Below are 22,412 nucleotides of genomic sequence, written 5' to 3'. Positions count from 1 at the left end.
TGACCCCTTGCGCTGCGGGATCCGGGGTCGGATCCCTTTCCGTCAGGAAAGGGCTCTGACCCCTGCCGCAGGTCGAGCAAGCTCGACCACTACCAGATGCGTGGCCGGTTACAGCTTCATGTTCAGGCCGACGAACACGCTGCGGCCCGGGGCCGGCGAGAACATCGGGCGGGCGCTGTCCCAGAAGAAGCTGTCGTACCAGGCGTAGGCGTACTGGCGGCCGGTGACGTTCTTCAGCTGCAGGTCCACGCTGAAACGCGGGGTGAGCTGATAGGCAGCACTGAGGTCGAGCACGGCGAAGCCACCGAACTTGCCGGCCACGTTGCGTTCTTCCAGATAGTAATCGCCCTGTGCACGCGCCTGCAGGCCGAGGCGCAGCGCGTCGCTGGCGCGGTAATCCACACCCAGATTGCTGATATGGCGCGGGGTGGCAGCCACTTCGCGGCCCTGCAGGGAAATGCCGGCATCGCGGTCGTCGCGGGTGATCTTCGCTTCCTGGTAGGCGTGCGAAGCCCATACCGTCCAGTCGTCGCCCAGTTGCAGGCTCAACTGCGCATCCACGCCTCGTCGGCGGGTCTTGCCCAGGGTGACCGTGGTGCCAGTGGCCGGCATGTTGGATACCTCGTTTTCCGCGTCCTGCTGCCACACCGCCAGGCGCGCCTGGGCGCCCTGGAACGGCTGGAACTTCAGGCCCAGCTCCATGCCGGTGTTGGTGGACGGCTGCATCGGTGCCTGCCCGGGGGTGAGGTAGGCCGGCGCGGTGGACCCGGTCAGTACCTGGAAGGTGCGGCCCCAGTTCGCGTAGACGTGGGTGGTCTGGCCCAGGCTGTGGATGATGCTCAGCTTGGGCTGACCGATGCTGCCGTAATCCTGCAGCCGAGCGGTGATGCCGTTCATCAGGTGCGTGCGGCCACTGAAACGGTCCACGCGGTAGGCCGGCACGATCTTCCAGGCCTCGACCGGCTGGTAGACGGCCTGCACGTAGGCACCCCAGTTGTCGAAGCTGTGGCGATCGTTGTTCTGCACCCGCGCCGGCGGCTGGCTGAAATCGGTGGGTTCGGCGTAGGCGTAGCGCTCGCGGATGTAGCCGTTGTCCTGCTGCTCGTAGTTCAGGCCGCCCTCGACAGTAAGCGCGGGGCTGGCCTGCCAGGTCAGCGTGCTGAGCAGGCCATGCTGCCGCTCGTCCCACACGCGGCGCTGGCGCGGCAGGTTGCCGGTGGGCAGGTTGCTGAAGGTCACGCGGCGGTCGTCTTCGTAGCGGTTGTAGTACAGCCGCGTGCCGAAGGTGAGTGCGTCGGACAGCTTCATATCCAGGTGCGCGGCAAGCTGGCGCATGTCGCGGTCATCACCGTCGTTGCCGTTGCGCAGCTCGCTGCCACGGCGGTGCGTGCGCAGTTCCTCGGCGGTCATGAAGCCCGGTTCGTCGGCCTCATGGTGGTAGGCGCGCGCGGTCAGGCCCACGCGCAGCCCTTCGTCCAGCGTGCCGAAGAACCACTTGCCGCCCAGTGAATACTTCCTGGAGGTGTCGTGGTCGCGATAACCATCGCTGGCCTGGGTGCCGACGAAATAGTTCTGCGCGAAGCCATTGGCTTCGCGGCCAACCGCCAGCTGTGCATCACGGGTGTTGTAGCTGCCGTAGGCCAGGCGCGCATCGGTGTAGCTGCCGCCTTGGCGCGTACCGAAGTTCACGTTGCCACCGATGTTGTGCAGCCCATAGCGCGGGTCGTTGGTCCCGCGCACTACTTCGATGTAGCTGATGTCCAGCGGAAACAGCATGTCGATGAAGCGCTGGTTGCCGCTGTTGACGTTGCTGGGGATGCCATCGATCAGCGTCTTGATGGCATTGAGGTAACCCTCGCCGTTGAAGGCGCGGAAGCTGACCTTGCCCGATTCGGCGCCCTGCCGGGTTTCGGTGAGCTGGATGCCGGGCATCTGCCCGAGCAGTTCCCAGCTGTGCGAGACGTTGCGGTTTTCGATCTGGTCTGCACCCAGGACGTCCACCGAGGTCAGCACCTGGTGCGCACTGAGCTGGCCTTCGCCGTGCTGGTGCACCTGCACCTTGCCGAGGGTGAGCGCGGCATCGGCGGACTGTGCGAAAGCTTCAGGGGCGAACGGAGCGGCCGCGAGGGCGGCCACAAGGGTTGGAGTCTTCATGGGAAGGGGCGGCTGCGGTGAAATGTAATCATATAACACTTCACATGCCCACTTTTGCAGCGTCGAGCAAGGCTCGGCGCTACAAGGGCGGGTGCCGGGGGCTTGGATTACACCGGGTAGCCGGTGGCTTCCCGTGCCTTCTTCCAGGCGGCTTCGAATTCACGCGCGGAGATTTCGTCGTCCTCGTCGAAATCCAGGAACGACACTGGCTGGTCGGCCAGCAGGAAGCGGTCGTCGCTGTGGGCATGCTCGTCGGCCCAGACCATCCTGGTGCCGTAGATTTCCACCTGGCGCACGATCTTCTCGCCACGGGCTTCCATCAGCACGTTGCCCTTGCCCAGGCGCGATTCGGCCCAGTGCTTGTAGTACTTCTTTGCGGCGGATTTCGCGCCGGGTTTTGCGTTGTGCTTTGCGTAGGTCATTGCAGGGGTCCTGGCCGCAGGCGCGGCCGGAAAGTTCGGAATGGCGCCATTATCAGGCATCCGGGGTCAGAGCCCTTCCCTTTGGAAAGGGATCCGACCCCCTGCTGGTTCAGTTCGGCAGGGGCACGCCCTTCGGCCACAGCATCCAGATATTGCCCTTCTGCTTCATGTCGCCGGCCAGCTTGCCGGCGGCATCCCCGCTGCCCCAGTACAGGTCGGCGCGCACCTCACCGGCGATGGCGCCGCCGGTGTCCTGCGCGGCCACCGGGCGCACCACCGGAGTGCCGTCCGGGCGCGTGGTGGAGAGCCACAGCAGGCTGCCCAGCGGCACCACACTGCGGTCCACCGCCACGCTGTAGCCGGCGGTAAGCGGCACGTTCAGCGAACCACGCGGGCCTTCCGGGCTGTCCGGGTTGCGCACGAAGAACACGTAGCTGGGGTTGCTGCGCAGCAGTTCCGGCACGCGCGCGGGATTGGCCCGTGCCCAGGCGCGGATCGCGTCCATGGTGACGTCTTCCTTCTTCAGCTGGCCCTGGTCCACCAGCCAGCGCCCGATGGCGCGGTAGGGGTGGCCATTCTGTTCCGCATAGGCCAGACGCACCTGCTTGCCATCGGCCAGGCGCACGCGGCCGGATCCCTGGATCTGCAGCAGCTGCAGGTCCATCGGGTCGGTCAGCCAGGCCAGCACCGGGGCGTTGGCGCCCTTGGCCGCGATGGTGCCGGCGTCGTCATAGGGCTTGAGCACCTTGCCTTCGACGCGACCGCGCAGGCGCTTGCCCTTCAGTTCCGGGTAGAGGCTCTCCAGCTGCACCACCACCAGATCATCCGGCGTGCCGTAGACCGGTACGGTCGCCGTGGCGGTACGGGTCAGGCTGCCGGCATAGATCGGCTCGTAGTAGCCGGTAATCAGTCCGTCGGCCTGGTGGCCACCGGCACGCAGCGCATAGGCATCGAGGTCGCGCTGCAGGAACTGGCGGATCGCGGCCGGGTCCTTGTCTGATACCGCAGCGGCCGTGGCGCAGGGTTTGGCCCAGACGGCATCGTTCTTCAGGCGGGTGCAGCTGCTGCGCCAGGCAACGAAGCCCGCCTGCAGATCGGTATCGGAGACCGGGGGCAATGCGCTCCATGCAGCCTTGGCATAGGTGGCCGCGGGCGGCGTGACCGGCGTCGGCACTTCAGATCCGGTGCGGGGGGCGGTGGTGGCGCAACCGGCGAGCACGGCCGCTGCCAGCAGGATGCAGTGCCTGCGCTTGACGAAGGTGGCGGAATCGATCATGCCGCCATGGTGGCGGGCCGGCCGCTGGGCGGCAACCCGGCGCGGGGTCAAGCGTTCATGCGCGGGGTCACGGCGTCTGCAGCAGCAGCGAGTACAGGATGCGCGCGTCTTCGGCATCCAGCGTCTTCGGCAGGTCGTCGCGGCCACGGAAACGGCGGTGGAAGGCGGCGACGGTGGCCTCGCGGTTGTCCAGCGGATAGCCAAAGCGGGCCAGCGCATTCCACGCGTCGAAACCCTCTGGCGCAGCACCGTCGGCCGCGCGCGGCCACACGCCAAAGCCGGCCTCGGCCAGCTGCTGCCACGGGAAGAAGCGGCTCGGATCCTGCTTGCGCGTCGGCGCCAGGTCGGCGTGGCCGATCACCTGGCGCGGCGGGATGTTCAGGCGCGAGGTGAGGTCGCGCAGCAGCACGATCAGCGATTCGATCTGCGCCGCACTGAACGGGCTGCGGCCATCGTTGTCGAGCTCGATGCCGATCGAGGCCGAATTGAGATCGGTGATGGTGCCCCAGCGCCCGGCGCCGGCGTGCCAGGCACGGCGCTCATCGGCGACCAGCTGGTAACGATGGCCGTCGGCACCGACCAGGTAATGTGCACTGACCGGTCCACCGCTGTTGGCCGTGCGCAGCGTATGCAGGCTCTGCTGCACCGACTTCTGCTCGGTGTGGTGGATGACGATGATGACAGGCGTGCGCGCGTTCTGGTTGGGTGATGGCACCCAGGTGGCGAGCGGGTTGCGGGTTTCCTGCGGCGCGGAGGCACAGGCAGCCAGCAGCAGGCAGGCCGAGAGCATCAGGACAGTGCGGATCGGGTGCATGGCCTGATTGTGCGCGATCAGGCGCGATGATGCATGTCACAAGGAAGATTCGGTAGGTCCACGCCAGGCGTGGATGCGCCACTCCGGCTGTGCCACCAACGGTCGGCACCCACCAGAGCAGACCCCGTGCCAAGCAAGCTTGGTACCTACCAGAACGAGGACAGTGGAAGTGCCGACCAACGGTCGGCACCCACAACATCAATGCAATAGCTCTGCCGCTACTTCAGGCCTCGTAGGCAGATTCGCCGTGCGAAGTCACATCCAAGCCGGTGCGTTCGGCCTCTTCGGTCACGCGCAGGCCGACCACGACCTTGACCACCAGCAAGATGACCGCGGTCACCACCGCCGACCACACCACGGTGAGGCCGACGCTGACCACCTGCACCCACACCTGGTGGGCGATATCCAGACCGGCCTTGGTACCACCCAGCGACTGTGCACTGAACACACCGGTGAGAATCGCGCCGACGATGCCGCCGACACCATGCACACCGAACACGTCGGCAGTGTCGTCCACCTTCAGCAGGCGCTTGAGGCCGGTCACGCCCCAGACGCAGACCACGCCGGCGACGAAGCCGATGATGATCGCGCCGAGTGGGCCGACCGTGCCACATGCCGGGGTGATGCCGACCAGGCCGGCCACCGCACCCGAAGCAGCGCCCAGTGCCGATGGCTTGCCCTTGCTGATTGCTTCCACCAGCGTCCAGCCGAGCACCGCAGCTGCCGTAGCCAGCACGGTATTGAGGAAGGCCAGCGAGGCCACGGTATCGGCCGCCGCCGCCGAGCCGGCGTTGAAGCCGAACCAGCCCACCCACAGCAGCATTGCGCCGATGTAGGTAAACGGCACGTTGTGCGGCTTCAGCGCGGTCTGGCCATAGCCCAGGCGCTTGCCGACGAACCACGCGGCAACCAGGCCTGCAACGCCCGCGTTGATGTGCACCACGGTACCGCCGGCGAAGTCGATGGCACCCAGCTCACCCAGGTAGCCGCCACCCCAGACGATGTGGGCCATCGGGATGTAGCTGAGGGTGAACCACAGCGCCGAGAACAGCAGCACCGCGCGGAACTTGATGCGCTCGGCGAAGGCACCGACGATCAGCGCGGTGGTGATACCGGCAAAGGTCGACTGGAACGCGACGAACAGATAGTCCGGCAGGCCCTTGATCGGTGTGTTGCCGACCGACTCGGGGGTGAAGCCCTTGAGGAAGGCGAACTCGGTGAACGACCCGAAGAAGGGATTGCCCGCGCTGAACACCGCGCTGTAGCCGTAGGCCACCCACAGCAGCAGCACCAGCGAGAACACCACCAGGATCTGGCTGAGCACCGACAGCACGTTCTTCGAGCGCACCAGCCCGCCGTAGAACAGGGCCAGGCCCGGCACCACCATCAACAGCACCAGCAGGGTGGAGGTGAGCATCCAGGCCACGTCGCCATGATCATAGGCGGCGGCCGCTTCGGCCACGGCCGGTGCAGCGGCTGCAGCTGCAGGGTCCTGCAGCGGTTCAACGGCCACGCTTTCGCTTGGCAGCGGCGACACCTGCGCCTGGGCGTGGGCATTGCCCGGCCAGGCACCCGCGGCCAGCGCGCTGAGCAGCATCAACAGGCACACGATATGGAACCGGGCTTGCCACCCGGTGAGAAGGCGCATCTTCATGGGGGAGTCTCCGGAAGGGGGTTACAGCGCGTCGGCACCGATTTCGCCGGTGCGGATACGGATGACCTGTTCGACGGCGGTGACGAAGATCTTGCCGTCACCGATCTTGCCGGTGCCTGCCGACGATTGGATCGCTTCGATCACCGCATCGGCACGCTCGTCGGTGACCACGGTTTCGATCTTGATCTTGGGCAGGAAGTCGACGACGTACTCGGCGCCGCGATACAGCTCGGTGTGGCCCTTCTGGCGGCCGAAGCCTTTCACTTCGGTCACGGTGATGCCCGACACGCCTGCATCGGACAGGGCCTCGCGGACCTCGTCGAGCTTGAACGGTCGGATGATGGCGGAGATCAGTTTCATGCGCATGTCCCGAGGGTGGATGGGGCCAGCGCGCCAGTGCGCGTTGGCATCAGGCAACCACGGGTCATCAGGATGATGACCGTGGCTGTTGCACCGGACACGTACAGGGCCGGGACGGCCGTGCCTCTCTCCTTGCACGACCGACGCGGGAGGGAGGGCGGCCCTGGTCGCGTATCCGGTCTCTCTCTTGCCCCTGGATCAGGGGTCAGAGCCCATTCGTAAACGAACGGGATCCGACCCCGATCTGACCGCGGCTCCCCAGCCGCGAAAACGGAAGCGATGGCGGCGGGTGGGAGGGGGAAGCCCACCGCCATCGCATCCGGTCAGCTGGCGTAGTACAGCTGGTACTCCAGCGGGTGGGTGGCCGCGCGGAACTTGGTCACTTCCTGCATCTTCAGCGCGATGTAGCCGTCGATGAAGTCATCGCTCATCACGCCACCGGCCTTCAGGAACTCGCGGTCCTTGTCCAGCGCTTCCAGCGCCTGGTCCAGCGAGGAGCAGACCTGCGGGATCAGCTTCTCTTCTTCCGGCGGCAGGTCGTACAGGTCCTTGTCGCTCGGTGCGCCCGGGTCGATCTGGTTCTTGATGCCGTCCAGGCCGGCCATCATCAGCGCAGTGAAGGTGAGGTAGCCGGACTGGATCGGGTCCGGGAAGCGCATTTCGATACGGCGCGCCTTCGGGTTGGAGACCCACGGAATGCGGCACGAGGCCGAACGGTTGCGGGCCGAATAGGCCAGCATCACCGGCGCTTCGAAGCCCGGCACCAGGCGCTTGTAGCTGTTGGTGCCCGAGTTGGCGAAGGCATTGATGGCCTTGGCGTGCTTGAAGATGCCGCCGATGTACCACAGCGCCAGCTGGCTCAGGCCGCCGTAGCCGTCACCGGAGAACAGGTTGGTGCCGCCCTTGGACAGCGACTGGTGCACGTGCATGCCGCTGCCGTTGTCGCCGACGATCGGCTTGGGCATGAAGGTGACGGTCTTGCCGTTGCGGTGCGCGACGTTCTTGATCACGTACTTCATGCGCAGCAGTTCGTCGGCCTTCTGCACCAGGGTGCTGAACTTGGTGCCGATCTCGCACTGGCCGGCGGTGGCCACTTCGTGGTGCTGCACTTCCACTTCGATGCCGACCTGTTCCAGGGTCTTGCACATCTCGGCGCGCAGGTCGTGCAGGGTGTCGGTCGGCGGAACCGGGAAATAGCCGCCCTTCACGCCCGGACGGTAACCGCTGTTGGCGCCGTCGTACTTGGCGCCGCTGTTCCAGGCGGCTTCTTCGGAATCGACCTTGAAGAAAGTGTTGCCCATTTCATTGGCGAAACGGACAGAGTCGAAGATGAAGAATTCCGGCTCCGGGCCGAAGAACGCGGTTTCGGCAATGCCGGAGGACTTCAGGTAGGCCTCGGCGCGCTTGGCGATGCCGCGCGGGCAACGGCCATACGGCTGCATGGTGGCCGGGTCGAGGATGTCGCAGCTGATCACGATGGTCGGATCGGCGTAGAACGGGTCGACGTAGGCGCTGGCGGTATCCGGCAGCAGCACCATGTCCGACTCGTTGATGCCCTTCCAGCCGGCGATCGAGCTGCCATCGAACATCTTGCCTTCTTCGAACAGCGACGGTTCGACGATGCTGACCGGGAAGGTCACGTGCTGCTCGACACCACGCATGTCGACAAAGCGCAGATCGACGAATTCGATCTGGTTGTCCTTGATCAGCTTCTCAACGTTTTCCACGGACATCGGTACGACCTCGGATGGGGATGAATGCCTGCTGAGGTAGAGCAACGACCGTGCCAACTTTTCAGATGCCGCAAGTCATTGATTTCATGAAGGCCGCCCCGTGCGGGTGCAGAACGCGGCGCACCAAACGAGTGCACCAACCACCAGACGCACCCGTTTGGTGCAGCGCGGATCGTCTATCCTCTCGCCCTTCTTCCTTCCGCCGCGCGTGCACGCACCGTCCATGTCCGACCTGCTCTCCGCCCTGCTGCTGGGCATCCTCGAAGGCTTGACCGAGTTCCTGCCGATCTCCAGCACCGGCCACCTGCTCATCGCCCAGCACTGGCTGGGTGCCCGTTCGGACTTCTTCAACATCGTCATCCAGGCCGGCGCCATCGTGGCCGTGGTACTGGTGTTCCGCCAGCGCCTGCTGCAGCTGGCCACCGGCTTCAACCAGCGCGGGAACCGCGAGTACGTGTTCAAGCTGGGCGCGGCGTTCCTGGTCACCGCGGTGGTCGGCCTGGTGGTACGCAAGGCCGGCTGGTCGCTGCCGGAAACGGTCAGCCCGGTGGCCTGGGCGCTGATCATCGGTGGCGTCTGGATGCTGCTGGTGGAGGCCTACACCGCGCGCCTGCCCGACCGCGACCAGGTGACCTGGACGGTGGCGATCGGCGTCGGCCTGGCGCAGGTCGTGGCCGGCGTGTTCCCCGGCACCTCGCGCTCGGCCTCGGCCATCTTCCTGGCCATGCTGCTGGGCCTGAGCCGCCGCGCGGCCGCCGCCGAGTTCGTGTTCCTGGTCGGCATTCCCACCATGTTCGCCGCCAGCGCCTACACCTTCCTGGAAATGGCCAAGGCTGGGCAGCTGGGCAGCGAGAACTGGACCGACGTGGGCGTGGCCTTCCTTGCCGCGGCCGTCACCGGCTTCGTCGTAGTGAAGTGGCTGATGGGCTACATCAAGTCGCACAGGTTCACCGCCTTCGCCATCTACCGCATCGCGCTGGGCGCGGCACTGCTGCTGTGGCTGCCTTCCGGCAGCTGAACAGCACCGGGGCATGGCAACCCCGTTGCCGGCCCTACCCCGTTTCCCCCACGGTTCCCCAAGGAGAATCACCATGAACCGCAAGCTCACCCTGCTCCTCCCGCTGGCCCTGATGGCCGCCTGCAGCCAGACCCCGGCACCGGCCGGCACCGGCGGCGACGACGTGGCCCCGGCCGCGGCCAAGGCAGCAGACCAGCAGACGCTGGCGCACCTGGATGCGCAGCGCCTGCAGAGCCAGCACTGGCTGCTGCAGCAGGCCACCGGCGCCGACGGCAAGCGCATCGACGCGCTGTTCGCCCGCGAGGACAAGCCGGTCACCCTGGACTTCGCTGATGGCCGCCTGTCGGTCAGCAACGCCTGCAACCACATGGGTGGCGGCTACACCCTGGCCGACGGCAAGCTGACGGTCAGTGCGATGGCCTCGACCATGATGGCCTGCAACGACAAGGCGCTGATGGCGCTGGACGAGGCTGTGTCGAGCCGCCTGCAGGGCGAGCTGAAGGCCGAGCAGGATGCCGATGGCAAGCTGACCCTGACCACCGCCAAGGGCGACGTGCTGGTGTTCAACCCGGAACCGACCGCTGAAACCCGCTACGGCGGCGCCGGCGAAACCGTGTTCCTGGAAGTGGCTGCGAAGACCGAGAAGTGCTCGCACCCGCTGATCCCGGACTACCAGTGCCTGCAGGTGCGCGAAGTGAAGTTCGACGACAAGGGCCTGAAGCAGGGCGAGCCGGGCAAGTTCGAGAACTTCTACGGCAACATCGAGGGTTACACCCACGAAGACGGCGTGCGCAACGTGGTGCGCGTGAAGCGCTACGAGGTGAAGAACCCGCCGGCCGATGCGCCGTCGCAGGCGTACGTGCTGGACATGGTGGTCGAGTCGGCCATCGAGAAGAAATAAAACGATGGAAGGGCGGCCGAGAGGCCGCCCTTCTTCATGGTCGGTAGGGCCGGCCGCTGGCCGACTGCCCTGCGCGGCACTGCCAACACACGGATGCTGCCGGCCAGCGGCCGGCACTACGCGGATGCATCGGGAGATCGGCATGAAGCACGTCCCCGTCCTCATCATTGCTGCGCTGCTGGCCATGTCCGCGAATGTGGCCGCTGCCAGCACGCCCAGCACGCCCAGCACCGATCAGCTTGAAGCGCACCTGTGGCAACTGGTGCGTGCCACCAACGCGCAAGGAAAGCGCATCGACGCGTTGTTCGTCCGCGGTCGCGCGCCCTACACACTGCGCTTCCAGTCCGGTTTCATGAGCGAGTCGAACCTGTGCAACCACGTCAGCAACGAGTACCGGCTGCAGGGCAACCTGCTGATCCTGCGCAACAGCGTGCAGACCACAGCGCTATGCGTCGATCAGAGACTGCCCACGCAGCAGAAGCTCGCCGGAAAGCTGATGCACGGCGAAGGCTCGGCACCGACGCTTGCGCTTGACGACCGCGGCGCGCTGGTGCTGCGCAACGCGAGAGGCGACACCGCAGTGTTCGAACCGGCGGCGCTGCAAGCGGATGGAAGGTAGGGCCGGCCGCTGGCCGGCATCTTCCCTGTGTTGCCGCCGTTGCCTGCAGCAGCCGGCCCGCGGCCGGCTCTACCCTGTGTGCTGCTCAGCCCAGCGCCGGGTTCAACGTGTAGGTGCCGTGCAGTGCGGCTTCGGCCAGCACGTGGCCGTGCATGGCGCGGTACGCGTCGGCGGCGGTGAAGCGCTGCGGCAGGTCCAGCGACGCCACGTCCAGCGCGAATACCCGGAAGAAATAGCGGTGCATGCGCTCGTCGTTGAACGGCGGATACGGGCCGTCATAGCCCAGGTAATCACCGGCCATGTCCGGGTTGCCCGCGAACCAGCCGGTGAAGTCGTTCAGGCCCTGGCGGCTGCCGGCCGGGCCGGCGGGTGCGGGCTTGCCCTTCACCACGAAGCCGTCGCTGCAGCTGCCAGCGGCGATCTCCTGCACCGTGGCCGGGATATCGGCCATCACCCAGTGCACGAAATCGCAGCGCGGCTGGTCGCGCGGCACGCTCATGTCGCTGCGGCCAACCGTCTCCGGCACGGTCGGTACGTCCGGGTCCACGCATACCAGCAGGAACGAACGGGTGCCGGCCGGCGCCCCGCTCCAGGCCAGGTGCGGGTTGCGGTCCGGGGCGAAACCGTTGGCGTCGCCCGCGGCGAACTCACGATCGATCGGTGCGCCGTTGGTCAGGCTGTGGCTGGTCAACTGCATCGGACTCTCCTCACTCTTCCGGGTAACCCAGGCGCACCGCAACCGGGGTGAGCTGGGCGAAGGCGGCGCTCATCACGTCGCGGTAGTTGCGCCAGTGGCCGGCCGGCAGGCGCGGGGCTCCCAGCTGTGCCGCCGGCGGCATCGGCCGCTCGAACAGGCGGCCCAGCAGTTCGGCCATCGCCTGCGGATCGTTGCCGATCTGGTCGATGCGCAGCAGCACGTGCGGGTACAGGTCGTCCTCATGCAGCGTGGCGATCTGGGTCAGCGCGCGGGTCAGCCATTCACTGGCTTCGGCCAGCGACGTCATCGCCAGCGGCGCGGCGGCACCGTAGGCCACCCAGTCCAGCAGCATGTCGCGCGGGTCGCGCAGCACCAGCACCAGGCGGCCCTGCGGCAGCTGCGGGCGCAGCGCCCACAGCAGGGCGTTGTCCCACCACAGCAGCCAGTCGATCACGGTGTCGCTCTGCAGGCCACGTGCCGGCAGCTGTTCACGCCAGCGCTGCACCAGCCGCTCCGGCGTCAGCACGCCTGAGGCCAAGTCCTGCAATGTGTTGTAGTTCTGGAACGCATCATCGGGCGGCGTGTTGGTGTAGCGGTCGCTGCGCAGCACCGGGCTGGCAGCAGCCAGGCCGGTCGCCACCCGCTCAACGCCCGAACCCGGCGGGCCCCAGAGGAAGATCGGCGCGGAGCTGGCATCGCCGTCGATGCTGCCCTTGTCCGGCCAGCTCGGCGGGGACTTGGCCTGTGGCGGCAGTGGCAAGCGCTGCGGCGCCTGGTCAGCCTGCAGCGACAGCCAGGTGCGCAGGGCGTCCTGCGGCTGCCCGGCGCGGTCCTGGATCTCGCCCATCCACGTCCGCAGGTCGGCGCGATGCTCTTCCGGCGCCAGCTCGATCAGCGCCTGCACGCGGGCCACGGCGGCGGCGGGATCGCGCTGCAGCAGGCCTTCGACCAGCCGGGTCTCGCCGCTGACGCGGCCCGGTTCCAGGCTGACGATGCGTTCGGCGATCGCTTCGGCCTGAGCATGTTCGCCGGCCATGTCATGCAGGCGCAGGCGCGCCTCCAGGGCCGGCAGATGCGCGGGCATCGCCGCCATCCAGCGCTCGACCGCGGTCACGGCGCTTTCGCTGCCCACCTGCTCGATGGCCAGCCGTGCCAGCCACACATCGTGCAGCTGGTCATCGGTATCCAGTACCGCATCCAGGCGTGCACGCGCTTCATCCTCGCGCCCCAGGCGCTGCCATGACATCAGCAGCAGCTGCAGCACCTGGCGGTCTTCCGGCTGCGTCTCCAGCAGCGGCAGCAGGTAGTCCAGGGCCTGCAGCGGCTGGCCATTGCGCAGCGACAGTTCACCCGCCAGGCGGCGCATCGACGGTACGTCCATCTCCGGCTGCTGCAGGGCCACCTGCATGGCTTCGGCGGCGGCAGGTACGTTGCCCTGGCGCAGTGCCAGCTGCACCACCAGCCCATGCAGCGAGGACAGCGACGGATTGAGTTCCAGCACGCGGCGGAACGACTGCTCTGCAAACGCCAGCATGTCCTTGCCCAGGTAGGCAAAGCCCAGTGCGTACAGCACGCGGGTATCGTCCGGCAGTGCCTTGCTGGCAGCCGACAGCAGCGCCAGTGCACGGTCGGCGTCACCGCGGCGCAGTGCAACCATGCCGTCGATGGTCAGCAGTTCCGGATGATCCGGCTCCACGCGCGCGGCCAGGGTGGAGATGCGCTGCGCTTCGTCGAAGTCATTGCGGCCGATCGCCAGGTGCGCCTGCATCAGATAGGCGGAGAACGAGTTCGGATCGAGGCCGGTGGTGCGCACCAGTGCTTCGTCGGCACCCTCGAACTGGCGCAGTGCCAGCAGCAGGCCGGCATGTTGCAGGTGCAGCTGGGCGTCGTCCGGGGCCAGCCGCAGCGCCTGCTGCAGGGCCTCCATCGCCTCCTCGGCGTTGCCCTGCTGCTGCAGCGCAAGCGCCAGCCAGCGGTGGGCGTTGGCCTGGCCGGGTTCGTCACGGGTCCACGCCTGGGCCAGCTGCACGGCCTGGTCGGCCTGGTTCTGGCGCAACGCTTGGATGATCTGGTCTTGCATGGCAGTCCGGTTCAAGTGCAAAGCCGCATTGTAGCGGGCTGCGCGCTGTCGCCGGTTCAGGCCTGCAGGACCCGCTGCAGGCGCTGGGCGACCCAGCGCTCGGAGAAGCCGTCGCCGCGCCAGTTTTCGATGAACCCGCAGTGGCCGCCCCAGCAGGCGGTTTCCAGGCGCGCCTGGCCCGGCAGCTGCCAGTTGCTGAAGGTCGCGTACGGAATCACCGGGTCATCCTGCGCCATCAGGATGTCGGCCGGTACCTGCAGGGTCGACAGGCGGTCGCCGGCGATCGAGTAGCCGTCGAAATAGGCCTGCAGCGAACCGAAGCTGGTGTGGCGCTCGACCAGCCAGGCGGTCAGCGCGCGGATGTCCAGCTTCAGCACGCGGTCGTCGCAGTCGCTCAGCTCGGGGAACAGATCGCGCTTGCGGCGCAGCGAGCCGGCCCACTTGCGGCGGAAGTACCAGTCGTACATCGCCGGGCCGTTCTCGATGCTCTCCATCGTCAGCGCCGGGTCCAGCACCGGGCACACCGACGCGACGCGCAGCAGCGGCACGCCGGCCGCCGGCGCGCGCAGGGCCAGGCGCAGCACGAAGTTGCCACCCAGCGAATAACCGGCGGCCACCAGCGGCAGCTGCGGCCAGCGCTGGGCGATATCGCCCGCGGCGTGCACCACTTCATCGATGAGATTGGAGTGGAAGATGCCGGGGTTCAGGTGATGGGTGTTGCCGTGGTCGCGGAAGTTCAGCCGCACCACGTCGAAGCCCTGCTCGATCATGCGCGCGGCGGCCATGCGCATGTAGCTGGATTCGGCACTGCCTTCCCAGCCATGCAGCAGCAGCGCGATGCCCTTGGGCTCGCGGCCTTCGACATGGCTGTGCCAGCCCTGCAGGCGCACGCCATCACCACCATCGAGGATCAGCTCTTCGCTGACCGCACCGGTGGCCGCCAGCAGCAGCAGGCCGCGCTGCAGGCGCATGCGGCTGGAGCTGAGCATCGACTGCAGGTGCGGATTGCGCAGCCAGCGCGGCGGCTGATAGTCAGCCGCATGCAGCGTCGGCGTACCGGCGTCCAGGACAGGTGGCGGGATCAGGGCCACCGCAGCCTCACCCGGCGCTCATGGCCGCCACGATGCGCGCGCGCGAGGTTTCCGCGATGCGCCGACGGCCTTCCAGGTCCTGTGCACCGATCGGCGCCAGGAAGTGCACTTCCGCACGTCGCACCGGCTCGCCGAGCAGGCGCAGGAAATTGGCAAAGAAGCTCTCGTTCGGACCGAACGCGACGATGGTCTGCGCGTCGCCCTTCGCCCCGTACACCAGGGCCACCGGCTGCACCGGCACGCCGGTCTCGACCGCGGCCTGGAAGATGCGGGCGTGGAACGGGCCCACTTCGTGACCGCCGCGGGTCCGCCCTTCCGGGAACACGCCCACGGCCTTGCCCTCGCGCAGGCGGTCGGCCATCACCTGCATCACGCCACCGAGCGATTCGGTGTTGCCACGCTGGTGGAAGATGGTCTGGCCACGCGCGGCCAGCCAACCCACCAGCGGCCAGCTGGCGATCTCGCGCTTGGCGACGAAGCCCATCATGCGCTGGCTGTGCAGGATGCAGATATCCACCCAGCTGACATGGTTGGCCACGAACAGCACGGCACCGGGCAGCGGCGCGCCGACCTGCACCAGGCGGAAGCCGAAGATCCACATCAGCCCGCCCTGCCACCAGTTGACCACCTTGGCGCCGAAGGTCGCCTCGCCCACGCGCAGTTCGCCCCACGGCGGAAGCATGCCGATCAGGATGAGCGGCAGGAACACGATGATGTGGACCAACAGCAGCGGTACGCGGTACAGGTAACGGCACACACGCGCCACGCCGCCACGGGGGGCCGGAGTGGGGGAAGTCATCCGCGCACGATACCGGAGGGCCGTCATCGCTGCCAGCCGATTTAGGCCATAACCGCCATCGACCGGGGCAATCGGCGGGGAACGCTGGGTTCCGCTGCCGTCAACGAGCCCCAGGGGGGCTCAGCCGTGACCGGCAGCCACCACCGCCAGGGTCAGCCGCGAGATGCATACCAGGCGGCCCTGCTCGTCCTCGATGCGGATCTCCCACAGCTGGGTGCTGCGGCCGACGTGCAGCGCGCGGGCGGTGCCGGTGACCGTGCCCGAGCGCACGGCACGCACGTGGTTGGCATTGATCTCCAGGCCCACGCAGACCTGCTTGCCGGTATCCACGCACAGGTTGCCGGCGCTGCTGCCCAGGGTCTCGGCCAGCACCACGGAGGCACCGCCGTGCAGGATGCCGTAGGGCTGGCGGGTGCGCTCATCCACCGGCATGGTGGCCTGCAGCCAGTCCTCGCCGGCGGCACTGAAGACGATGCCCAGGGATTCAATCGCCGTGTTGCGGCTGAGCGCGTTGAGCTGCTCGATGGAAACGGCTTCGCGGAACACCTGGGCCATGCGGGTACCTTCAGAGGATGGGAACGAGACCGGCGCCGAATGCGGTCAGCATGCGCACCAGCAGCCACTTCGGGCCGACGTTGACTTCGGGGAAGTCGCCGACGGCGACGTAGCAGCGATGGAAATCAGGATCCTGCCGCGGCAGCGGCTGCGGGCACTCCGGGCCGGGCTTGAACTCGTAGTCGGTGGCGTAGCGCCAGGGCCAGAAATCAAGGATGGGCAGCGCTTCGGAGGCCTTGCCGACGCTGTAGTTCAGCCCCGACAGCACCGGTGGCTTGGCCCGTGGCGCCACCGTCCAGGAGTTCTGTGGGTGGGTGTCACGCAGGATGCTCTGCGCCAGTTCCTCGGCAAAAACCGGGTCGTCGATGATCACCGCGCCTTCGGTGTTGTAGTTCTCGCTGCGCGGATCGAAGTTGTGGGTGCCGACCACGCCGATGCGGCGGTCGACCACCAGCGACTTGGCGTGCAGGCCCATGCGCGCGCCCTTGCGGGTGACCGGCAACGGCTTGTTGACCGCCTTGCTGCCCAGGAACGACGGCCGCGTCTCGGTGCGCAGCAGGCGCGTTTCCACCTCGCTGCCGGCGGCGCGACGGCGTGCGCGTGCGTTGTCGTAGGCACCATCGCTGTGGCGATTCAACGGGCCCTGCCTGCTGCCGGCATCCGAACCACTGCTGCTGCCACCGCGTGCGTTGCTGCCGGCAGCACTGCCACCGATCAGCGGATTGCGACCGCCCTCGTCTCCCCCCCCGGGCGCAGCGATCGGGTCGGGCAGCAGGTTGCGGTAGTCAACCGGCGCGTCCAGCGGGAACGGCTTGTATTCGAAGATGTTGAAGCCCAGTTCGCGCATGTTGCGCCGCTTGTACTTGTACGACAACGCATACACGATCGGGTTGTCGGTCGCCGCCAGGCTGTTGCTGGACACCACCACGCGCGGTGGCTGCGGGCGCTTGCGCAGTTCACGGAACAGCTTCTGCGCCGGCTTGGACAGCACCAGGTACGGCGTCTGCAGGATCACTTCCTTCTGCGCACTGGCGATCAGCGCATCCAGCTGGGGCTCGGTCACATGCTGGCCGGCCAGCGGTGCATCGGCCTTCTCGCGGCGATGCTTGCGTGGCAGGTCGGCCACGTAGCGCACCGAAGCCACCGGTAGCGCGGTATCGACGAAGGAACGGGTGACGAACTCGGTGTCGTTGGCTTCGGCACTGACCCGCTGTACCCGTTCCGGGCGGCGGAAGCTGGCCGGCGGCAGCGTTGGCACGCCCTCGCGCAGCAACGTACGGCCCACGTCGTTGAGGCGCTCGGCCGGCACGCTGCGGTGTGCGCGCCAGAACGCGTCGAAGTTGGCCGCCATCGCACGTGCTTCCGGGCCGGCGATCAGTACATCGCGGTCGCGGAAGTTGTACTCGCGGTCCCAGTCGTAATAGTCGTCCTGGTAGTTGCGGCCACCGACCACGCCGATCGCATCGTCGATCACCAGCAGCTTGTTGTGCATGCGCTGGTTGAACCGGCGGAAGCAGCACAGCACGCTGCCGGCATAGTCGAAGTAGTTCAGCCGGGCCTTGCCGAAGGTCGGGTTGTAGACCCGCAGCTGGAAGTTCTGGTGGGCGCCGGACAGGGCGCCGAGGATCTGCAGGTCGGAGATCGCCGAGAGCTGGTCGATCAGCAGCCGCACCTTCACCCCGCGCCGCGATGCGGCCAGCAGTTCGTCGATGACCAGACGGGCGCTGTCGTCCTTGTCGAAGATGTAGGTCTGCAGGTCGATGCTGCGGGTGGCGCTGCGCAGCAGGTTCAGGCGTGCGACCAGGGCGCCCTCGCCCTCATCGAGCAGGGTGGCGTAGTGGCGCGGTCGTTCCGGGGTGGATTCGGTGAACGCCCGGCCGGCCAGCGCCCGCAGCGGCGAATCCTGTGCACAGCGGTCTGCACGCTGGCAGTCGACCACGGTCGAACGTGCCTGCACGGCGATCGCCTCGGCGCGGTCGCGCTCGGCATTCGACAGCGATGCACAACCGCTGCCCAGCAACACGGTTGCCAGCGCCAGTACACGCAGCAGGAAGTTCACGGTTTCGGCGCCTCGCTCAGGCGCGCACGCAATACGAAAGTCACTCGGTCACTCAAGGCAAGCTGCCAGCTGTCCATGCCATACCGGCCTCGCTGCACGGTACCGCGGCTGACGACGTCGCAATCATAGCCGGGTCGGGCGCACTCCGCCTTCTCGACCTTCAGTGTCTCGGGGTGGCTGATCCCGCGCAGGGTCAGCCGGCCGTTGATGTCGCCACCGCTCTCCACGGTTTCCGGCCAGTACGGCAGCGAGTCGAACTCGACCACCGGATGGCGGCCGGCATCGAAGAACTCCTCGCCGCGCATCCACCCGGTATAGCGCGCCTTGCCGGGGATCTCGACCGAGCGCGTGAACATCTTCAGGTGCACCTGGTGGCGGCCGTCGGAGAGGATCTCGATGCGCCCTTCGAAGTGCGGGAACAGGCCTTCGATTCGCTGCCCGAAACGGGTGCGCACCTCGAAGCCGATCTGCGAACGCTGGGTATCCAGGCGCATTACCCGGTGCGCTTCGGCGACCACCGGTGGCAGGGTGGTCGGCGTGGGCACGGCCGCCCAGGCCGGGCCGAGTGCCAGCAGCGCGGGCAGCAGATAGCGGCTGCGCCGCGCCAGGCTCATCGGATCACGGCCACCAGAATGCGTTCAGGCTGGCCACGCCTGGCTCGATCGAGGCCTCGCGCGGGAAGCCGAGCACGGCGATGCCGGCCGGCGGCATGCCGCGGTAGTCGCTGCTGGTGCCCTCGGTCATCAACGCCACCAGCCGCTCCAGGCCCGGGTTGTGGCCGACGATCAGCACCCGGTCGAGATCACGGCGGTCGTCCACCAATGCCGCCAGGGTGCCGGGGGTGGCTTCGTAGATGCGGTCTTCCAGGCGCTTTTCCACGTAACCGATGGTGCCGAGCACGGCTTCCAGGGTTTCGCGGGTACGCCGCGCCGGTGAGCACAGCACGCAGTCCGGCAGCAGGTTGTTCTCCTTCAGCCACTTGCCGGCGGCTTCGGCTTCGGCGAGCCCCACCGGCGACAACGGCCGGTCGAGGTCGGCCTGGCCGGGGGTAGCCGGTTCGGCATGGGCATGGCGCAGCAGGATCAGTTCACGCATCGCGGGTTTCCATGAAGAAGAGGATGCAGCAGGAAGAGTGACGCAGGCATCAAAGCTTGAGCCAGGACAGCAGCGGCTCCCAGTCGGCCTGATGCTCCCGCACCTGGGCCGAGCGGTAGTCGAACAGGCTGCGGCCGAGGCCGGTCATGACCACGTAGCTCTGGCTGTCACGCAGCTGCGCGACCACCGGGTACGGCCATTCGGCCAGCATCTGCAACGCCTGCTGCGAGGTCTGGGTCCAGGGCTTGGTGCGGTTGAGGACCAGCCCCACCGGCAGCTTGCGGCTGTGCACCCGCGGGTTCTGGGCCAGGCTGTTGAGGAAGCCGACGATGGCTTCGATGTCGAGCGCCGAGGGCAGCACCGGCACCACCACCGCGTCGGCAGCGTCAAGGAAATGGGGGATATCGTCGGCCAACGCACCCGCCGGTGCATCGATGATGACGGTTTCGGTGCCATCGGGCAGCTTCTGCGCCCACTGCTTCTTCCGATACACATCAATGGGGAGCACCGCGCTTTCCAGCCCGGCCCGCCGTTGCGCCCAGCGGGTGCTGGAGCCCTGAGGGTCGGCGTCGGCGATCACCGTGGCCCTGCCCTGCAATGCCGCGTACGCGGCCAGGTGGGTGGCGACGGTGGTCTTGCCCACCCCGCCCTTGGAACCGGCCACCAGGATCGTCTTCATGCCAGCCTCGCTTCCGGGTACGTGCCCCGAGCGTACACCGGCGGTGGTGACGGGAGGTAGCACCGCGCTGAACCTGCGGCCATCGCCTTTGCTATCGTGGCGCCCCCGAAGGATCGAACCGGCATGAGCGAGCTGCAGGACCTGAGCGCACTGATCCGCGCCAACACCCCCCTGATCGTGATCGAGACCCAGGACGAGGGTCGCATCGTCGACCTGTTCCGGCAGACGCTGATGCACGTCTGGCGGGCGCTGCACCGGTGGTCGATCACCGAGGGCCTGCGCCGCATCGACCTGGACAGCGAAGACCCTCCGGTCGGGCCACCCGATGCCAGCGCGGCCCTGCAGATGATCCGCCAGGCGGACCAGCGCGGGGTCTACCTGCTGCTCGATTTCCACCCCTACCTGGGCTATGCCAGCCACCAGCGCGCCCTGCGCGACCTGATCCAGCGCCGCCACAGCGAACCGCATGTGCTGGTGCTGATCGGCGCCAAAGTAGAACTGCCGGCCGAGCTGGAAGCACTGGCGGTGCGCTTCAACCCGCGCCTGCCCGATGCCAACGCCCTGCTGAAGATGCTGCGCGAGGAGGCCGACGCCTACGCCCGCGAACACGGCGGCCGCCGCGTCGAAGTCGACAGCGAGGCGGTGAAGAAGATCCTGAAGAACCTGCAGGGCCTGAGCCTGGTCGATGCCCGGCGCATCGCCCGGCAGCTGATCTACGCCGACGGCGCGCTGCGCGACGACGACCTGCCGCAGCTGGCACGGCTGAAGTTCGAGCTGCTCAACCGCAGCGGCCACCTGTTCTTCGAGCATGACAGCGCGCGGTTCGGCGACGTGGCCGGTGCCAACCGGCTCAAGCGCTGGATCAACCAGCGGCGTGTGGCGTTCATCGCTGGCTCGGCACCGGCAGGTCTGGACCCACCGCGCGGCATGCTGCTGCTGGGCGTGCAGGGTTGCGGCAAGTCGATGCTGGCCAAGGCCACCGCCGCCGGTTTCGGCGTACCGCTGCTGCGCCTGGACGTGGGCGCGCTGTACAACAAGTACCACGGCGAGACCGAGGCCAACCTGCGCCAGGCCTTGGCCTCGGCCGAGCAGCTGGCGCCCTGCGTGCTGTGGATGGATGAAATCGAGAAGGGCCTGGCCAGCGGTGGCGAGGACGGTGGCGTGTCACGCCGCGTGCTGGGCCATCTGCTGACCTGGATGGCCGAGCGCAAGGCACCGGTGTTCATCGTGGCCACTGCCAACCAGGTGCACGAGCTGCCTGCCGAGCTGCTGCGCAAGGGCCGCTTCGACGAGATCTTCTTCGTTGACCTGCCTTCGCCGGAGGTGCGCGTGGAACTGCTGCGGCTGCACCTGGGTCGGCGCCAGCTCAATGCCGACGACTTCGCACTACCCGCGCTGGCGGCTGCCGCCAACGGGTTCTCCGGCGCGGAGATCGAGCAGGCGATCGTGGCCGGGCTGTATGCGGCGCACGCCGAAGGGCGGCCACTGGATACCGAGCTGCTGATGAACGAGATCCGTGCGACGCGGCCGCTGTCGGTACTGATGGCCGAGCAGGTCGAGGCACTGCGGGCATGGGCGTCGGGACGGACGGTTTCCGCGGACGATTGAGGGGTTTCCAGCGAACGGCGCAGCCCCTCGTGGCGGCTGGTTGGCTGTGAACATCAAAAGCCGCGCTTGGCCGGGCGGGGTGGATTCGCGGGGGACGCCGTGAACCCGGCCGAACCCCTCCCTCAGGGCCACGCAGGCGGGGCCGCCGCCCAGGCCTGCTGCACTTCGGCCAACGACGCGCGCTCATCCTCGCGCCACTGCGGCAGCAGCTGCGCGTAGTTGGCACTGGTGCTCCATTGCGACGGCTCGGTGCGCACCGCCGCGGCATACCACTGCACGGCCTCCTGCTTCTGCCCCATCCGCCATAGGGCCAGCGCGTACGTGGGTGGCACCCAGCTGGGCTTGCTGCGCGCATTGCTGGCCGACGACAACCATTGCTCCAGCGCCGCCTCCGGCTTGCCCTGGCGCAGCAGGTCCCAGCCATAGTTCCAACGCACGCTGCGGCCCGCACTGCTCTGTGCCGGCGCCTCCTTCAGGGCCTCGCCATACAGCTGGTCGGCCAGCTCGGCACGGCCCTGGGTGCTGGCCACCGAAGCCAGCTGCACGGTGGCTTCCACCGCGCGTCGGCCGCGCTCGCGCAGCCTCACCAGCTGGGTGACCAGCTCATCGCCTTCGCCCTGCATCGCCACCATCGGTGCCGCCGCCAGGTCGCTGTCGAAGTAGAACTCCTGTGGTGCCGGCATGGCCGGCGCGGCCCACGCCGTGGCCGCTCCCGAGGCCAGCAGCACGCTGGCCAGGATCTTTCCTGGAACTGACATCCCTTCTCCCCAGGCTGCACAACCGCAGCCTCCCTCTCTC

General features: G+C 67.6%; 21 protein-coding genes. 4 read left to right on the top strand and 17 right to left on the bottom strand.

Features of this window, described 5'->3' with window-relative positions; genetic code table 11:
- Positions 1 to 108: 108 nt before the first annotated feature.
- The 7 genes from AC5P5S_RS10650 to glnA form a co-directional block, all read right to left on the bottom strand.
- Positions 109 to 2,154, bottom strand: coding sequence for a TonB-dependent receptor (locus tag AC5P5S_RS10650; protein ID WP_062606393.1), 2,046 nt, complete (start codon positions 2,152 to 2,154; stop codon positions 109 to 111).
- A gap of 107 nt (positions 2,155 to 2,261) precedes the next feature.
- The gene (locus AC5P5S_RS10645; RefSeq protein ID WP_062606395.1) at positions 2,262 to 2,576 is read right to left on the bottom strand and encodes a hypothetical protein; all 315 of its coding nucleotides are present in this window, start codon (positions 2,574 to 2,576) and stop codon (positions 2,262 to 2,264) included.
- A gap of 109 nt (positions 2,577 to 2,685) precedes the next feature.
- Positions 2,686 to 3,852 (bottom strand): murein transglycosylase A, encoded by a 1,167-nt coding sequence (gene mltA, locus AC5P5S_RS10640; protein ID WP_062606412.1) that lies wholly within the window; start codon positions 3,850 to 3,852, stop codon positions 2,686 to 2,688.
- 67 nt (positions 3,853 to 3,919) lie between these two features.
- Positions 3,920 to 4,666 (bottom strand): N-acetylmuramoyl-L-alanine amidase, encoded by a 747-nt coding sequence (locus AC5P5S_RS10635; RefSeq protein ID WP_060380146.1) that lies wholly within the window; start codon positions 4,664 to 4,666, stop codon positions 3,920 to 3,922.
- Between the two features lie 223 nt (positions 4,667 to 4,889).
- A complete protein-coding gene (gene amt / locus AC5P5S_RS10630; protein WP_197614273.1) occupies positions 4,890 to 6,320 on the bottom strand; it encodes an ammonium transporter in 1,431 nt (476 codons plus the stop codon).
- Positions 6,321 to 6,341: 21 nt separating this feature from the next.
- Entirely contained in the window at positions 6,342 to 6,680 is a 339-nt protein-coding gene (locus AC5P5S_RS10625) for a P-II family nitrogen regulator (protein ID WP_004134334.1), read from the bottom strand.
- 323 nt (positions 6,681 to 7,003) lie between these two features.
- Positions 7,004 to 8,413 carry a type I glutamate--ammonia ligase gene (gene glnA, locus AC5P5S_RS10620; RefSeq protein WP_005407550.1) on the bottom strand — a complete coding sequence of 470 codons (1,410 nt, stop codon included), beginning with the start codon at positions 8,411 to 8,413 and terminating at the stop codon, positions 7,004 to 7,006.
- 223 nt (positions 8,414 to 8,636) lie between these two features.
- Between glnA and AC5P5S_RS10615 the strand changes: the two genes are divergently transcribed.
- The 3 genes from AC5P5S_RS10615 (at position 8,637) to AC5P5S_RS10605 (ending at position 10,951) form a co-directional block, all read left to right on the top strand.
- Positions 8,637 to 9,431 carry an undecaprenyl-diphosphate phosphatase gene (locus AC5P5S_RS10615; protein WP_024956253.1) on the top strand — a complete coding sequence of 265 codons (795 nt, stop codon included), beginning with the start codon at positions 8,637 to 8,639 and terminating at the stop codon, positions 9,429 to 9,431.
- A gap of 73 nt (positions 9,432 to 9,504) precedes the next feature.
- Complete coding sequence (locus AC5P5S_RS10610) at positions 9,505 to 10,332, top strand: META and DUF4377 domain-containing protein (protein WP_005411853.1); 828 nt, start codon at positions 9,505 to 9,507, stop codon at positions 10,330 to 10,332.
- Between the two features lie 142 nt (positions 10,333 to 10,474).
- Entirely contained in the window at positions 10,475 to 10,951 is a 477-nt protein-coding gene (locus tag AC5P5S_RS10605) for an META domain-containing protein (protein ID WP_062606414.1), read from the top strand.
- Positions 10,952 to 11,036: 85 nt separating this feature from the next.
- Here the strand turns inward: AC5P5S_RS10605 and AC5P5S_RS10600 are convergent, their stop codons facing one another.
- The 9 genes from AC5P5S_RS10600 to AC5P5S_RS10560 form a co-directional block, all read right to left on the bottom strand.
- Positions 11,037 to 11,648 (bottom strand): YbhB/YbcL family Raf kinase inhibitor-like protein, encoded by a 612-nt coding sequence (locus AC5P5S_RS10600; RefSeq protein ID WP_005407546.1) that lies wholly within the window; start codon positions 11,646 to 11,648, stop codon positions 11,037 to 11,039.
- Between the two features lie 10 nt (positions 11,649 to 11,658).
- On the bottom strand, positions 11,659 to 13,728 hold the full coding sequence (locus tag AC5P5S_RS10595; protein WP_012478722.1) for a tetratricopeptide repeat protein: 2,070 nt from the start codon (positions 13,726 to 13,728) through the stop codon (positions 11,659 to 11,661).
- A 56-nt stretch (positions 13,729 to 13,784) separates the two neighbouring features.
- Positions 13,785 to 14,774: a YheT family hydrolase gene (locus AC5P5S_RS10590; RefSeq protein ID WP_032965474.1), complete on the bottom strand. Its 990-nt coding sequence runs from the start codon at positions 14,772 to 14,774 to the stop codon at positions 13,785 to 13,787.
- A gap of 52 nt (positions 14,775 to 14,826) precedes the next feature.
- Positions 14,827 to 15,618, bottom strand: a complete 792-nt coding sequence (locus AC5P5S_RS10585; protein WP_043034913.1) for a lysophospholipid acyltransferase family protein — start codon at positions 15,616 to 15,618, stop codon at positions 14,827 to 14,829.
- 120 nt (positions 15,619 to 15,738) lie between these two features.
- Positions 15,739 to 16,173 carry a hotdog fold thioesterase gene (locus tag AC5P5S_RS10580; protein ID WP_005407542.1) on the bottom strand — a complete coding sequence of 145 codons (435 nt, stop codon included), beginning with the start codon at positions 16,171 to 16,173 and terminating at the stop codon, positions 15,739 to 15,741.
- 10 nt (positions 16,174 to 16,183) lie between these two features.
- The gene (locus AC5P5S_RS10575; protein ID WP_012478720.1) at positions 16,184 to 18,232 is read right to left on the bottom strand and encodes a phospholipase D family protein; all 2,049 of its coding nucleotides are present in this window, start codon (positions 18,230 to 18,232) and stop codon (positions 16,184 to 16,186) included.
- Positions 18,229 to 18,846 (bottom strand): YceI family protein, encoded by a 618-nt coding sequence (locus AC5P5S_RS10570; RefSeq protein ID WP_005407540.1) that lies wholly within the window; start codon positions 18,844 to 18,846, stop codon positions 18,229 to 18,231. The genes AC5P5S_RS10575 and AC5P5S_RS10570 overlap by 4 nt, the downstream gene beginning before the upstream one ends.
- 4 nt (positions 18,847 to 18,850) lie before the next feature.
- Positions 18,851 to 19,327: a SixA phosphatase family protein gene (locus tag AC5P5S_RS10565; protein ID WP_005407539.1), complete on the bottom strand. Its 477-nt coding sequence runs from the start codon at positions 19,325 to 19,327 to the stop codon at positions 18,851 to 18,853.
- Positions 19,328 to 19,376: 49 nt separating this feature from the next.
- On the bottom strand, positions 19,377 to 20,006 hold the full coding sequence (locus tag AC5P5S_RS10560; RefSeq protein WP_005407538.1) for a nucleotide-binding protein: 630 nt from the start codon (positions 20,004 to 20,006) through the stop codon (positions 19,377 to 19,379).
- 123 nt (positions 20,007 to 20,129) lie between these two features.
- Here AC5P5S_RS10560 and AC5P5S_RS10555 point away from each other — a divergent pair, with 123 nt between their 5' ends.
- The gene (locus tag AC5P5S_RS10555; RefSeq protein WP_005407537.1) at positions 20,130 to 21,614 is read left to right on the top strand and encodes an AAA family ATPase; all 1,485 of its coding nucleotides are present in this window, start codon (positions 20,130 to 20,132) and stop codon (positions 21,612 to 21,614) included.
- Positions 21,615 to 21,736: 122 nt separating this feature from the next.
- Here the strand turns inward: AC5P5S_RS10555 and AC5P5S_RS10550 are convergent, their stop codons facing one another.
- Positions 21,737 to 22,372 carry a tetratricopeptide repeat protein gene (locus AC5P5S_RS10550; protein ID WP_088428706.1) on the bottom strand — a complete coding sequence of 212 codons (636 nt, stop codon included), beginning with the start codon at positions 22,370 to 22,372 and terminating at the stop codon, positions 21,737 to 21,739.
- Positions 22,373 to 22,412: the final 40 nt, after the last annotated feature.

Source organism: Stenotrophomonas sp. YJH_SMC_54 (assembly GCF_059368435.1).
The sequence above is the reverse complement of the archived record's forward strand: the minus strand, read 5'-3'. Positions and strand labels throughout refer to the sequence as shown.